The sequence below is a fragment of the Streptomyces sp. NPDC045846 genome (assembly GCF_056431605.1).
In genome coordinates, this window is record NZ_JBWKKJ010000002.1 from 616908 (window position 1) to 630572 (window position 13665).

The window sequence follows — 13665 nt, forward strand, 5'->3', positions numbered from 1 at the left end:
GACGGTCCGGACGCCCGTGGGGTCCCCTCCGGGGCCCGTCTCAGGCCGCCGGCAGCTGAACCACAGCCAGCGCGCCTCCGTCCCGCGCGTTGCGCAGGCTCACCTCCGCGCCGATGACCTGGGCCTGGCCGAGGGCGATGGTCAGGCCGAGGCCCGTGCCCTGGCCGCGTTCGCGCGCGCCGGTCACGAAGCGCTGGGGGCCCTCCTTCAGGAGGCGGTCGGGGAAGCCGGGGCCGTGGTCGCGCACGCTGATCGAGGTGCCGTCCACGATCACCTCGACGGGTTCGCGGCCGTGCCGCCGGGCGTTGGCGATGAGGTTGGCGACGATCCGTTCGAGGCGGCGCGCGTCGGTGCGCACGAGGGTGTCCGTCGCGACAGGGCCCTGGGCGGGGTCCTCGGCGCTCCTCAACTCCACGGCCAGGCCGCACCGTTGGAGGACGCCTTCCACGGTGCGGTCGAGCGGCAGCACCTCCAAGTGGGGCTCCTCGGCGTTGGCGTCGAGCCGGGCGACCTCCAGGAGGTCCTCGGTCAGGGTGCGCAGGGCCGCCACCCGGTCGCGCACCAGCTCGGTCGGGCGGCTCGGCGGCAGCAGTTCGGCGGCGGTGTGCAGACCGGTCAGCGGGGTGCGCAGCTCGTGCGCCACGTCCGCGGTGAAGCGCTGCTCGGCCTCCAGGCGACGCTGGAGCGAGGCGGCCATGGTGTCGACCGCGCAGGCCAGTTCGCCCACCTCGTCCTGGCGTCCCGCCGGGGCCGACCGGCCGATCCTGGCGTCGAGCTCACCCTGGCTGATTCGGCGCGCGGTGGCCGCGGCGGTGCGCAGCTCGCGGCTCAGCCTGCTGGCGAGACCTGCCCCGCCGAGCGCCGCGAGCCCGACCACGACGGCGCCCCAGGCCACCAACTGGCCGTCCAGTTCCCGGAGTTCGTCCACGGCCGCGTCCAGGGGCTGGCGCACCGAGAGGACCCGGTCGCCCACGGGCCGCGCGGCCCAGACGGCGGGCCGGGGGCCGTCCAGGTCCAGGTAGGTGCTCCGCTTCCCGTCGCGGGCGGAGGCGCGCAGCGGCTCGGGCAGCGCGGGATGGTCGAGCGCGGCCTCCGTGTCGCCGTGGTCCACCTGGCCCGTCAGCTCGTACAGCTGGCGCACCCGGATGAGCTGGGCGGTCGCGGACTCGCGGGCCGTCGTGGCGACCTGGGCGGCCCGCGACTGGTGGATGAGCAGGCCGATGGTGACGGCCACCAGGGCGCAGCCCGCCGCAAGCAGCGCGGCGATCTTCCAGCGCAGACTCATCCCCCGCGGCAGCCGGCGGGCGCGAACGAGCAGCGTTCGGCACGCGTGCCGCAGGACCGCCGTCACGAGGCACCCCGCGGTGTCCCGGTGGCGCCCGACCTCGCCGGACCCGGCGTCGTGCGCGGGCCGGGGGTGCCGTGCTCCTCGGTGGTGCCGGGCGCGTCCGGGCGCTGCGGGGTGAGGTCCTTGTACGTCTTGACGTTGCTCACGGTGGACAGGCGCACCCCGTCCCAGCGGTAGCGGACCGCCTGCTCGGCGCCGTCGTCCGCGGCGCCCCGCGTCACCAGGTCCGTGCCGACGGCCTCCACCGCCATGCGGATTCCGGAGGTGTACAGGATGGGGACGATCCTCCCGGCCCGCACCGTGTAGACGATCACGACCGTGCGGCGGCTCTCCAGGTCGGCCGCGATGATCAGTTCGGGCGAGCCGTCGTGCCCCGTCAGGTCGTGCAGGACCGGCGGACGGATGCCCGGCCGCCCCGGGTGGTCGATCATGGGCAGCCGGGCGAGGCTCCTGCCGCGCGGGTCGGCCTTGAGGACCGCCATCGGGTCCAGGCCCCGCAGCCCCTCCTTCGGCACCTTCGGCCCGTCGGCGAGCGGCACCGGAGGCTCCGCCTGGCCCGACGCCATCACGCCGTTGCGCTGCGCGTCGCTCGCGTACCAGGCGGGCCACAGCTGCTCGGGCCTGGGCTGGAGGGCGACCGTCGAGGCGCGGGCGCCCTCCACCAGACCGGACCGCGAACCGCAGCCGGAGAGGGCGAGCGCCACCGCGGCGACGCCGAGGGCGGCGACGCCCGCGAGGGCGGCCGCGCGGAGCATCCGGAAGGTCTGGATCATGGTGGGGTGCCGGGGGTAGGGGAGGCGGCCGGGGTGCCGGCCCGCCCGTCGACGGTAGGAGCGGATCATCACGGAAAGCGGGACACCATGTAACAGCCGTGCGTACGCTCCGCACCGGCCGGCAGGTTCGGGACGTAGGGCCTTGCCGGAGGACTCTGTACATCCCGGCCGGACCCGGCCGGATCACCGAGGGAGGAAGCCGTGACATCGGCCGAACGGCTGACCGTGCAGACCACGACCGACAGTGCGGACAAGGCGGCGGCGCTCGCCCGGGGCGCGGTCGAGGCCCGCCTCGCGGCCTGCGCCCAGATCGCGGGCCCCGTCACCTCCCTCTACCACTGGGCGGGCGACATCGAGACGGCCCAGGAGTGGCAGGTCCTGTTCAAGACCACGGCCGCCCGCTACCCCGCGCTCGAACGCCACCTCCTCGCCGCCCACGACTACGAGACCCCCGAGATCATCGCGACCCCGGTGGTGGCTGGAAGCGTGGCCTACCTGTCCTGGATCACGGTCGAGACGGCCGAGCGATGACCACCGCCGAGCCGCCGCTCCCGTTCTTCGTCTACGGCACGCTCCGCCCCGGCCAGCGCTACTACCAGCGCTTCCTGCGCGGCCGCACGATGTCCGAGCGCCCGGCGCTGCTGCGCGGCGCCCTGCTCTACGACGGCCCCGGCTACCCGTACGCCATAGCCGGGGACGGCACCATCACCGGCACCCTCATCGAGGTCGCGCCCGCCGACCACGCCGAACTCCTCGCCGCGCTGGACGCGTTGGAGGACTACCTCGGCCCCGGCCACCCCCGCAACACCTACGACCGGCTGGTGCGCGACGTGCTGGTGGAAGGACGGCCCGTACGGTCGTGGACCTATCTCGCGGCGCCCCGCCTGGTCCGCGAGCTGCTCGCGGGCGGCACCCCGATCCCCGGCGGCGACTGGCTCAGCCGACCGGACCGGACCGCTCCACCCGTACCGCGCACACCTTGAACTCGGGCATCCTCGAGACCGGGTCGAGCGCCGGGTTCGTCAGGTTGTTGGCCCGGCCCTCGCCCGCCCAGTGGAACGGCATGAACACGGTGTCCGAGCGGATGGCGGCGGTGACCCGGGCCGGGGCCGTGGCCCGCCCGCGCCGCGAGACCACCGTCACCGCCTCGCCGTCGCCCACCCCGATCCGCTCGGCGAGCAGCGGGTGCATCTCCACGTACGCGCCGGGCGCCGCGGCGTTGAGTTCGGGCACGCGCCGGGTCTGCGCGCCCGACTGGTACTGGGCGAGCACACGGCCCGTGGTGAGCACCACCGGGTAGTCCGCGTCGGTCTCCTCGTCCGGCCCGCGGTGCGTGACCTCCACGAACCGGGCCCGCCCGTCCCCGGTCGCGAACCGGTCGAGGAACAGCCGGGGCGTACCCGGGTGCGCCTCCTCGGGACAGGGCCAGAACACCCCGTCCTCGGCCTCGATCCGGGCATAGCTGATCCCCGCGTAGTCGGCCGCCCCGCCCGCCGAGGCGCGCCGCAGCTCCTCGAACACCTCCTCGGGATCGACCGGGAACCCCTTCGCCATAACCCCGCAGCCCAGCTTCTGTGCAAGGGAGTTGAGCACCTGAAGGTCGCTGCGGACGCCCTCCGGAGGGGCCAGCGCGGCCCGCCGCAGCAGCACCCGGCCCTCCAGGTTGGTCGTCGTGCCCGTCTCCTCCGCCCACTGCGTCACCGGCAGCACGACGTCCGCGAGCGCGGCGGTCTCCGAGAGCACCACGTCCGCCACGACGAGGAAGTCCAGCGCGCGCAGCCTGCCCTCCACATGGGAGGCGCGCGGCGCCGACACGACCGGATTGGACCCCATGACCAGCAGCGCCTTGACCTCGCCGCCCAGCGCGTCGAGGAGTTCGTACGCGCTGCGCCCCGGGCCCGGCAGCGCGTCCGCCTCCACCCCCCACACACCGGCCACATGGGCCCGCGCCGCCGGGTCGGTCAGCTTGCGGTAGCCGGGCAACTGGTCCGCCTTCTGGCCGTGTTCACGGCCGCCCTGGCCGTTGCCCTGGCCGGTGAGGCAGCCGTATCCGGACAGCGGGCGGCCCGCCCGGCCGGTGGCGAGACAGAAGTTGATCCACGCGCCCACCGTGTCCGTGCCCTTGGCGTGCTGCTCGGCGCCGCGCGCGGTCAGCACCATCCCGTCCGGCGCGTCGCAGAACATCGCGACCGCGGCGCGGAGCTGGGGCACGGGCACGCCGGTTATCCGCTCCACGTACTCCGGCCAGTGCGCCATCACCGCGGCCCGCGCCGCCTCCCACCCCGTCGTCCGCTCGCGTATGAACTCCTCGTCCACGCGCCCCTCGGCCACCACCAGATGCAACAGGCCGAGCGCCAGGGCGAGATCGGTGCCGGGGCGTGGCGCCAGATGCAGATCGGCCTGCTCGGCCGTCTTCGTCCGACGGGGATCTATGACGATCAACCTGCCGCCGTGCTCGCGCAGTTCACGCAGGTACCGCACCGCGGGAGGCATCGTCTCCGCGAGGTTCGAACCGGCCAGGATCACGCAGCCCGTCCGCGCCACGTCCTCCAGCGGGAACGGCAGCCCCCGGTCGACGCCGAACGCCCGCTGGTGCGCGGCGGCCGCCGACGACATGCAGAACCGTCCGTTGTAGTCGATCTGCGAGGTGCCGAGCACCACCCGGGCGAACTTCCCCAGCGCGTACGCCTTCTCGTTGGTCAGCCCGCCCCCGCCGAACACCCCGACCGCGTCGGCCCCGTATCCCTGGCGTACGGAGCCGAACCGCTCGGCGACCAGCCCCAACGCCTCTTCCCAGGTGGCCGGTTCGAGACGGCCGGTGCCCGCGCGCCGGACCAGTGGTTCGGTGAGCCGGAGACGGCGCGCGAGGAGCGCGGGCGCGGTGCTCCCCTTGCCGCACAGCGCGCCCCGGTTGACGGGGAAGTCCCGCGGCACCACGTCGAGCCCGCCGTCCGCCCCGCTCGCGGCCCGCAGCCCCATGCCGCACTGGAGCGAGCAGTACGGGCAGTGGGTGGGGGTCACGGGGGCGGCGGCATCGGTGAGCATGCCCTCCAGCCTGCGCCGACCGTGTTACGCCCGCCCCCGCCCGCGGGTTACGCCCCCGGTGCGGCGGGCTCATTCCGTCGGCGGGGTGGTGGTGAGGGGGTGGCTGTCGGCTGTCATCTGTTAGCTGTCGACTGCCAGGCATGGGGCACTATCTGTCGGCTGTCAGGCGTAGGGCACTATCTGTCAGCTGTCAGCTGTCAGCTGTCAGGCATGGGCGCTATCTGTCAGTTGCCAGTTGCCAGTTGCCAGTTGTCATCCGTCAGCCCCCAACGACTCAGCCCCCCAGCGCCCGAGCGATCCCGGGTTCCCTGGGGCCGAGGAAGGTCGGGTCCGGGTGGAAGGTCGCGTCGAGGAGGGCCTTGCTCGCGGCGAACACCTCGCGGGTGCCGCCGTAGTACCAGGTCAGGTCGTGGGGGGCGGCGACGCCGACGCCGTACGAGCGCACCCCCGCGGCCTCGCACAGCGCGACCGCGCGCCGGATGTGGAAGCCCTGGCTGACCAGGACGGCCCGGTCCACGCCGAAGATCTTCTTGGCCCGGACGCACGAGTCCCAGGTGTCGAACCCCGCGTAGTCGCTGACCACGCTCCTGTCCGGCACGCCGTGCTGGACGAGATAGCCGCGCATCGCGTCGGGCTCGTCGTAGCCCGGCCTGCTGTTGTCGCCGGTGACCAGGACCGCCCTCACCTTCCCCGCCCGGTACAACCGCACCGCCGCGTCGAGGCGGTCGGCGAGGTAGGGGGAGGGCCTGCCGTCCCACAGGCCGGCGCCGAACACCACGGCGACCCCGGACGCGGGAGCGTCGGCCACCGTGCCGATCCGGTCGCTCGTGGTCGTGTACAGCCAGGCGGAAGGGACGAGCGCGAGCACGCAACCGGCGACGACGCCTTGCACGAGACGCCTGCGGCCCGCACGGGTACGCGGCAGGCGTGGTCGTTTCAGTCGGATGCGCGGGCGCGGCACGGGTCCCCCTGGTGGTCTTCTCCGGCGTACGACGTGATCTTCGGCGGCGTACGGCGGAAGGGACGCCGTGGGCGGGAGGCCGGTTCGCCGTCCGGCACGCCCCGTACAGCTCTGTGACACGGCCCCGCCCACCAACCCGCCCACAAACCCGCCCACAAACCTGGCCGCACCCTCGTCCAGGCGGCCCCGTGAGGCCATGGAAAACACCTGTCACCGCCGCGCAACGACCCGGCAACGTGCGCCCGGCAGGATCGGTCCATGACGGAGACGGAGACGAGCCACCCCTTTCCGCGGTCCCGGCCCCAGCCCGCGGTGCCGGGCGGACCGGGCCCCGAACCCCGCGCCCAGGCCCTCACGCTCGACACCACCGCGGAGCTCCTCACCCGCGTCACGGCCCAACTGGGCAGTCGGCTCGGCCACATACGACTGAACGGAACCCGCACCTCCATGACGCCCACCGACCGCCCCGCCCTCGTCGCCGTCGCGCACGGCAGCCGCGACCCCGGCGCGCTGCGGACGGTCACCGCGCTCCTGGACCGGGTCCGCGAACTGCGCCCGGGCCTCGATGTCCGTCTCGGCCACATCGAGCTGAACCGCCCGCTGCTGCCCGACACCCTGGCCGGACTGTGCGGGGAGGCCGTGGTGGTGCCGCTGCTGCTCGGCCGCGGGCATCACGTCAAGCACGACGTCCCGCACGTCCTCGCCACCGCGGGCCGACACCTCGACGCCCGCGTCGCGGCCCCGCTCGGCCCGCATCCGCTGCTGGTCGAGGCGTTGTACGGGCGGCTGGTGGAGGCGGGCTGGCAGCTCGACGCGCGTGCCGTGCGCGGCGCCGGGGTCGTCCTCGCCGCCGCAGGATCGCGCGACCCGGACTCCGCCGCCGACACCCGCCGCACCGCCCAGCTCCTGAGCGAGCGCCTCGGCGGGGTCCCGGTGCTGCCCGCCTACGCCTCCGCGGCCTCACCCACCGTGCCCGAGGCGCTGCGCGCGCTCGCCGCGCGCGGCAGGCACCGGGTCGCGGTCGCCTCGTACTTCACCGCGCCGGGCCGTTTCGCGACGCAGAGCGCGGCCGTGGCGCCCTGGCTCGCGGCCGCGCCCCTGGGGGCGCATCCGGCGATGGCCAGGCTCGTACTGCACCGCTACGACGAGGCGTTGGCGCGAACGCCGGCGTGCGGCGGGGACGCCGCGCCCGCCGCAGCGCTCGTTCCCGCCTGAACCCGGCCCCGGGTGCGCGGGCCCGCGCACCCGGCTTCGCGCAGTGAGCCTCGACGCCCCCTTGAGCCCAGTTGTCGGTGACTCCGTTTACTGTCGGTGCATGGAGTTCTACGCCGAGGCCGACACCGAACGCTGGGCCGCCGAGCCCGACAAGCGGCCCGGCCGCACCGCCTTCCAGCGCGACCGCGCGCGCGTGCTGCACTCGGGGGCGCTGCGCCGCCTGTCCGGCAAGACCCAGGTCGTCACGCCGGGCTCGCTTCCCCGGGCTCTCGGCTCCGCCCGAGCAGGGGAGATTCCGTTCCAGGCCTGGGACGCGAGCCCGCGCACCCGGCTCACGCACTCGCTGGAGTGCGCCCAGGTCGGCCGCGAGCTGGGCGCCGCCCTCGGTTGCGACCCGGACCTGGTCGAAGCCGCCTGCCTCGCCCACGACATGGGCCACCCGCCGTTCGGCCACAACGGCGAGCAGGCGCTCAACGACTTCGCCAAGGACATCGGCGGCTTCGAGGGCAACGCCCAGTCGCTGCGCCTGCTCACCCGGCTCGAACCGAAGCGCTTCGTGCGCTCGTCGGTGACCGGGGAGCCCGTCAGCGTCGGCCTCAACCTCACCCGCGCCGCCCTGGACGCGGCCACCAAGTACCCCTGGGCGCGCGGCGGTCACCCCAGCGACCCGGCCTCGGTGAAGTTCGGTGTGTACGAGGACGACCTGCCGGTCTTCGCCTGGGTCAGGGAGGGCGCCGCGCCCTACCGCAAGTGCTTCGAGGCCCAGGTCATGGACTGGTCGGACGACGTGGCGTACTCGGTCCACGACTTCGAGGACGGCCTGCACGCCGGCCACGTCGACCCCCGCGCGCTCCGCTCCGAGGCCGAGCGGGCCGACATCTGGCGCGTCGCCATCGGCCGGTACGTGCCCGCCGACACCGATCCGCAGGAGCTGACCGAGGCGCTGGAGCGCCTCATGGAGCAGGACTGGTGGCCGCACGGCTACGACGGCTCGGCGGTCTCCCAGGCCCGGCTCAAGGACGCCACCAGCCAGCTCATCGGCCGGTTCTGCCTGGCCGCCGAGGGCGCCACCCGCGCGGCCTTCGGCACCGGCCACCTCACCCGGTACGGCGCGGAGCTGGTCGTGCCGCGCGCCGCCCGCAACGAATGCGCCGTGCTGAAGGCGGTGGCCGACCGCTACGTCATGCAGCGCGACGAGCAGGAGCGGCTCCGGGCCGACCAGCGCGTCGTGCTCGCCGAGCTCGCCGACGCGCTGACCGCCCGGGCCCCCTCCGAGGGGCTCGACCCGCAGTTCCGCGCCCTGTACGACGAAGCGGGCGACGACCGTGCGAGGAAGCGGGTGATCGTCGACCAGATCGCCTCGCTCACCGACGCGGCGGCCCGCTCGCTCCACTCCAGACTTACCGTGCACCACCGGTAATCCCAGCCGCGTCGGCGTCCCAACGGAGCAAGCCCTCTTCCCCCATCACGCTCCGTGCGGGACGCTCGCAGATGGCGGCGCCGCGCAGCAAGCACCGAGGAGGCATCAAGTGGTCGACGCAGATCGGACATTCGTCATTGTCGGAGGCGGTCTCGCGGGGGCGAAAGCCGCCGAGACCCTCCGGGCCGAAGGGTTCAACGGGCGGGTGATCCTCATCGGTGACGAGCGCGAGCACCCTTACGAACGGCCGCCCCTGTCCAAGGGGTTCCTGGCCGGCAAGGAGGACCGGGACAGCGTCTTCGTGCACGAGCCCGCCTGGTACGCGCAGAAGGACATCGAGCTCCACCTCGGCCAGACCGTCACCGCGATCGACCGCGGGGCCAGGACGGTCCGGCTCGGCGACGGCACCCTGATCCAGTACGACCGGCTGCTGCTGGCCACCGGCGCCGAGCCGCGCCGCCTGGACATTCCCGGCACCGAGCTGGCGGGCGTCCACCACCTGCGCCGCCTCGCCCACTCCGAGCGGCTGCGGCACGTCCTGAAGGCGCTCGGCCGCGACAACGGCCACCTCGTGATCTCGGGGGCCGGCTGGATCGGTCTCGAGGTCGCGGCCGCCGCCCGGGGGTACGGCGCCGAGGTCACCGTCGTGGAGCCGGAGGCCACCCCGCTGCACAACGTCATCGGCCCCGAGCTCGGCCAGCTCTTCGCCGACCTGCACGCCGAGCACGGGGTGCGCTTCCACTTCGGCGCCCGCCTCACCGAGATCGTCGGCCAGGACGGCATGGTGCTCGCCGCCCGCACCGACGACGGCGAGGAGCACCCGGCGCACGACGTGCTCGCCGCGATCGGCGCGGCCCCGCGCACCTCGCTCGCCGAGACCGCGGGCCTGGCCATGGTCGACCGCGCACACGGCGGCGGCATCGCCGTGGACGCCTCGCTGCGCACCTCGGACCCCGACATCTTCGCGGCCGGCGACGTGGCCGCCGTCCACCATCCGCTGCTCGGCACCCGGCTGCGCGTCGAGCACTGGGCCAACGCCCTCAACGGCGGCCCGGCCGCCGCCCGCTCGATGCTGGACCAGGAGGTCTCCTACGACCGGGTCCCGTACTTCTTCTCCGACCAGTACGACCTCGGCCTCGAATACTCGGGCTGGGCGCCGCCGGGCTCCTACGACCAGGTGGTGATCCGGGGGGACACGGGCAAGCGCGAGTTCATCGCGTTCTGGCTCAAGGACCGCCGGGTGCTCGCCGGGATGAACGTGAACGTGTGGGATGTCACAGAGCCCATCCAGGCCCTCATCCGGGGCGGGGCCCAGGTGGACACCGAGGCGCTGGCCGATCCGGCCGTCGCACTCGGCTCCCTCGCACCCTGAGTGTCGCGGCGTCCCCGTAGACTTCACGCGTGGCAGGCAGGATCAACGATGACGACGTGAAGGCGGTACGGGACGCGGTCCCGATCGACGCCGTCGTGTCCGAGTACCTCCAGCTGCGCAACGCCGGGGGAGGCAACCTCAAGGGCCTCTGTCCCTTCCATGACGAGAAGTCCCCGTCCTTCCAGGTCAGCCCGAGCAAGGGTCTCTTCCACTGCTTCGGCTGCCAGGAAGGCGGCGACACGATCGCCTTCGTCCGGAAGATCGACCACCTGTCGTTCTCCGAGGCGGTCGAGCGGCTCGCCGCCACCGCGGGCATCACGCTGCGGTACGAAGAGGGCGGCTACAACCCCTCGCACCAGCGCGGCGAGCGCATCCGGCTGGTCGAGGCGCACAAGGCGGCCGCGCAGTTCTACGCCGAGCAGCTCGGCAGCCCCGAGGCCGAGATCGGCCGCGCCTTCCTCGCCGAGCGCGGCTTCGACCAGGCCGCCGCCGCCCACTTCGGCGTGGGCTACAGCCCGGCGGGCTGGGACCACCTGACCCGCTTCCTGCGCGGCAAGGGCTTCAGCGACAAGGAGCTGCTCACCTCGGGCCTCGCCCAGGAGAGCCGCCGCAACCCCATCGACCGCTTCCGCGGCCGCCTGATGTGGCCGATCCGCGACGTGTCCGGCGAGGTCGTCGGCTTCGGCGCCCGCAAGCTGCGCGACGACGACAACGGCCCGAAGTACCTGAACACCCCCGAGACCCCGATCTACAAGAAGTCGCAGGTCCTGTACGGCATCGACCTGGCGAAGAAGGACATCGCCAAGTCCAGCCGCGCGGTGGTCGTCGAGGGCTACACCGACGTCATGGCGTGCCACCTGGCCGGGGTCACCACCGCCATCGCGACCTGCGGCACGGCGTTCGGCGGCGACCACATCAAGATCCTGCGCCGCCTCCTGATGGACAACGGCTCGGCCCGCGTGATCTTCACCTTCGACGGCGACGCGGCTGGCCAGAAGGCGGCCCTGCGCGCCTTCGAGGACGACCAGAAGTTCGCCGCCGAGACGTACATCGCGATCGCCCCCGACAACATGGACCCCTGCGACCTGCGGCTGGCCAAGGGCGACGAGGCGGTCGTGGACCTGGTCCAACCCCGCACCCCGCTCTTCGAGTTCGCGATCCGCCAGATCGTCGGACGCTACGACCTGGAGACCCCGGCGGGCCGGGCCGCGGCCCTCGACGAGGCGGCCCCCATCGTCGCCCGGATCAAGAACGTCGCCTCCCAGCACGAGGTCGCCGTCCAGCTCGCCGGGATCCTCGGCATCCTGGACACCCAGTTCGTGGTCAAGCGCGTCGCCCAGCTCGCCCGCTGGGCCCGCGACCGCGGCGGCAAGGGCCCCGCGCCCACGCAGCACCGCCGCCAGGAGTACGAGACCGCCGCCCCCCGCGCGGCCGCAGCCCCCGGCCCCGCGCTGAACCTGCGCAGCCCCGCCCACCGCACCGAACGGGAGCTGCTCAAGCTGGCGTTGCAGCACCCGCACCTGGTCTCCCCGGCGTTCGACGCGTACGGGGTGGACGAGTTCACCGCCCCGCCCTACGCGGCGGTCCGCCAGTGCATCCAGGAGGCGGGCGGCGCCACCGACGCCCCCTCCGACTACCTGCCGACCGTCATGGACCGCGCGCCCAACGACGTGGTCCGCGCTTTGGTCACCGAGCTCGCCGTGGAGGCCATCCACGCCCGCACGGTCGACGAGGCGTACGCGGGCGAGCAGCTGGTGGCCGTCCGCCGCCGCGCCGTCGACCGCCGCCTCCTGGACATCCAGGGCACCCTGGCCCGCCTCGGGCAGAACGGCGATCCGGCCCAACTGGCCGCCGTCCAGAACGAGTTGTGGGTCCTCCAGCAGTACGGCCAGGCCCTGCGCAACAAGGGCGCGGCAGCACTCTGACCCTCTGCGGGGCAGCACACCAAACCCTGAGCGGGGGAGCGCGAGCGAGTGTTGCCGGGGGCCCGTCTCGCGGTCGCGAGCCCCCTTTCGGGCGCGCCTTCTTTAATCGCGGCCGTAGTGGGTAGCCGTTGAGGCAGAAGGCCTTCGTCTCATGTATCCGGCGTCCGGTCGGCGTTCCCGGCCGAAAGGCGGATGGGGCGCCCGCGGTGGCATATCCATCCGGGTAACCACCCGGTCACGCACCGGCTTCAAAAAGTCACCGCACGCCCGTCGCGGCGACCATGTGTCGTACCCCACACTGGGTTGCGGTGCCTGAGTCCTCGGAGCGCGGCCGGCCCACCCTCGGGGGTGGGCACCTCACCCCCGCGGATCCGCTCATCGTGTACGGGACGGAAAGCGGCCCGGCCGCCCCCGTCCCGCTGCCGCACGCCCCCGATCCGGCAGCGATCACCCTGGAGGTCGCCCCCGTGCAGACCCAGACCCTGACCGACAACGACGTCGTCACGGCCGTACCGCCGCAGTCGCGGGCCGTACACCACCCGGAGGCGGAGCCGTCCGGCCCGGCCGCCGGGCCCGTTCCCGAGCCGGTCACCGAGGACGAGGTCCCAGAACCCCCCGAACCGCAGCCCGGCCGGGTGGATACCGGCGGGCCGTCCTCCGATCTCTTCCGTCAGTACCTGCGCGAGATCGGCCGCATCCCGCTGCTCACCGCGGCCGAGGAGGTCGAGCTCGCCCGGCGCGTCGAGGCGGGCCTGTTCGCCGAGGAGAAGCTGCGCAACACCCCCGACCCGGACTCCCAACTCGCCGTGGATCTCGACAAGTTGGTCGTCATGGGCCGGATGGCCAAGCGCCGCCTCATCGAGGCCAACCTGCGCCTGGTGGTCTCCGTCGCCAAGCGGTACGTGGGCCGCGGGCTCACCATGCTCGACCTGGTCCAGGAGGGAAACCTCGGACTGATCAGGGCGGTCGAGAAGTTCGACTACGCACGCGGCTACAAGTTCTCGACGTACGCGACCTGGTGGATCCGCCAGGCCATGTCCCGGGCGCTCGCCGACCAGGCCCGCACCATCCGCGTGCCCGTCCACGTGGTCGAGCTCATCAACCGCGTGGTGCGCGTCCAGCGCCGGATGCTCCAGGAGCGGGGCTACGAGCCGACCGCCGAGGAGGTCGCCGCCCACCTCGACCTGACGCCCGAGCGGGTCGGTGAAGTGCTGCGCCTGGCCCAGGAGCCGGTGTCGCTGCACGCGCCGGTGGGGGAGGAGGACGACGTCGCGCTCGGCGACCTCATCGAGGACGGCGACGCCGCGTCCCCCGTCGAGTCCGCCGCGTTCCTGCTGCTCCGCGAGCACCTGGAGGCCGTGCTCTCCACGCTCGGCGAGCGCGAACGCAAGGTCGTCCAGCTGCGCTACGGCCTCGCCGACGGCCGCCCGCGCACCCTGGAGGAGATAGGCCGCATCTTCGGCGTGACCCGCGAACGGATCCGCCAGATCGAGTCGAAGACGCTGAACAAGCTCCGCGACCACGCGTTCGCGGACCAGCTGCGCGGCTACCTGGACTGACGAAGGCCGGTACGGAACGAATCCGCACCGGCCCCGACTCCCGTACG

Annotated in this window: 11 protein-coding genes; 7 read left to right on the forward strand and 4 right to left on the reverse strand. The window is 73.6% G+C overall.

What is annotated here, in order from left to right:
- Nucleotides 1–40 precede the first annotated feature (40 nt).
- Both AC07F3_RS07670 and AC07F3_RS07675 read right to left on the reverse strand, forming a co-directional pair.
- Nucleotides 41–1285 carry a sensor histidine kinase gene (locus AC07F3_RS07670; protein ID WP_479111452.1) on the reverse strand — a complete coding sequence of 415 codons (1245 nt, stop codon included), beginning with the start codon at nucleotides 1283–1285 and terminating at the stop codon, nucleotides 41–43.
- 62 nt (nucleotides 1286–1347) lie between these two features.
- A complete protein-coding gene (locus tag AC07F3_RS07675; protein ID WP_479111454.1) occupies nucleotides 1348–2190 on the reverse strand; it encodes a hypothetical protein in 843 nt (280 codons plus the stop codon).
- Nucleotides 2191–2322: 132 nt separating this feature from the next.
- On the opposite strand from AC07F3_RS07675, the gene cutA reads away from it, so the two are divergent.
- Together cutA and AC07F3_RS07685 are read left to right on the forward strand one after the other, a co-directional pair.
- Nucleotides 2323–2652 carry a divalent-cation tolerance protein CutA gene (gene cutA / locus AC07F3_RS07680; protein WP_479111456.1) on the forward strand — a complete coding sequence of 110 codons (330 nt, stop codon included), beginning with the start codon at nucleotides 2323–2325 and terminating at the stop codon, nucleotides 2650–2652.
- Nucleotides 2649–3104: a gamma-glutamylcyclotransferase family protein gene (locus AC07F3_RS07685; RefSeq protein ID WP_479111458.1), complete on the forward strand. Its 456-nt coding sequence runs from the start codon at nucleotides 2649–2651 to the stop codon at nucleotides 3102–3104. Before cutA ends, AC07F3_RS07685 begins: the two co-directional genes overlap by 4 nt.
- On the opposite strand, the gene AC07F3_RS07690 is transcribed toward AC07F3_RS07685, so the two are convergent.
- On the reverse strand, nucleotides 3058–5166 hold the full coding sequence (locus AC07F3_RS07690) for a molybdopterin oxidoreductase family protein (protein ID WP_479111460.1): 2109 nt from the start codon (nucleotides 5164–5166) through the stop codon (nucleotides 3058–3060). The two genes, AC07F3_RS07685 and AC07F3_RS07690, sit on opposite strands and share 47 nt — an antisense overlap.
- A gap of 274 nt (nucleotides 5167–5440) precedes the next feature.
- Nucleotides 5441–6127 (reverse strand): SanA/YdcF family protein, encoded by a 687-nt coding sequence (locus tag AC07F3_RS07695; protein WP_479111462.1) that lies wholly within the window; start codon nucleotides 6125–6127, stop codon nucleotides 5441–5443.
- A 258-nt stretch (nucleotides 6128–6385) separates the two neighbouring features.
- On the opposite strand from AC07F3_RS07695, the gene AC07F3_RS07700 reads away from it, so the two are divergent.
- The 5 genes from AC07F3_RS07700 (at nucleotide 6386) to AC07F3_RS07720 (ending at nucleotide 13618) form a co-directional block, all read left to right on the forward strand.
- Nucleotides 6386–7342, forward strand: coding sequence for a sirohydrochlorin chelatase (locus tag AC07F3_RS07700; RefSeq protein WP_479111464.1), 957 nt, complete (start codon nucleotides 6386–6388; stop codon nucleotides 7340–7342).
- Between the two features lie 100 nt (nucleotides 7343–7442).
- Nucleotides 7443–8762, forward strand: coding sequence for a deoxyguanosinetriphosphate triphosphohydrolase (locus AC07F3_RS07705; RefSeq protein WP_479111466.1), 1320 nt, complete (start codon nucleotides 7443–7445; stop codon nucleotides 8760–8762).
- Nucleotides 8763–8871: 109 nt separating this feature from the next.
- On the forward strand, nucleotides 8872–10134 hold the full coding sequence (locus AC07F3_RS07710; protein ID WP_479111468.1) for an NAD(P)/FAD-dependent oxidoreductase: 1263 nt from the start codon (nucleotides 8872–8874) through the stop codon (nucleotides 10132–10134).
- A gap of 29 nt (nucleotides 10135–10163) precedes the next feature.
- Complete coding sequence (gene dnaG, locus AC07F3_RS07715; RefSeq protein ID WP_479111470.1) at nucleotides 10164–12059, forward strand: DNA primase; 1896 nt, start codon at nucleotides 10164–10166, stop codon at nucleotides 12057–12059.
- A gap of 308 nt (nucleotides 12060–12367) precedes the next feature.
- On the forward strand, nucleotides 12368–13618 hold the full coding sequence (locus AC07F3_RS07720; protein ID WP_479111472.1) for an RNA polymerase sigma factor: 1251 nt from the start codon (nucleotides 12368–12370) through the stop codon (nucleotides 13616–13618).
- The last annotated feature ends 47 nt before the right edge of the window (nucleotides 13619–13665 follow it).

Excerpts from the sequence above, each read along its gene's own strand:
- AC07F3_RS07685 (WP_479111458.1), top strand. The coding sequence starts at position 2,649 with ATGACCACCGCCGAGCCGCCGCTCCCGTTCTTCGTCTACGGCACGCTC.
- AC07F3_RS07675 (WP_479111454.1), bottom strand. The coding sequence starts at position 2,190 with ATGATCCGCTCCTACCGTCGACGGGCGGGCCGGCACCCCGGCCGCCTC.
- AC07F3_RS07700 (WP_479111464.1), top strand. The coding sequence starts at position 6,386 with ATGACGGAGACGGAGACGAGCCACCCCTTTCCGCGGTCCCGGCCCCAG.
- AC07F3_RS07670 (WP_479111452.1), bottom strand. The coding sequence starts at position 1,285 with ATGAGTCTGCGCTGGAAGATCGCCGCGCTGCTTGCGGCGGGCTGCGCC.
- AC07F3_RS07705 (WP_479111466.1), top strand. The coding sequence starts at position 7,443 with ATGGAGTTCTACGCCGAGGCCGACACCGAACGCTGGGCCGCCGAGCCC.
- AC07F3_RS07690 (WP_479111460.1), bottom strand. The coding sequence starts at position 5,166 with ATGCTCACCGATGCCGCCGCCCCCGTGACCCCCACCCACTGCCCGTAC.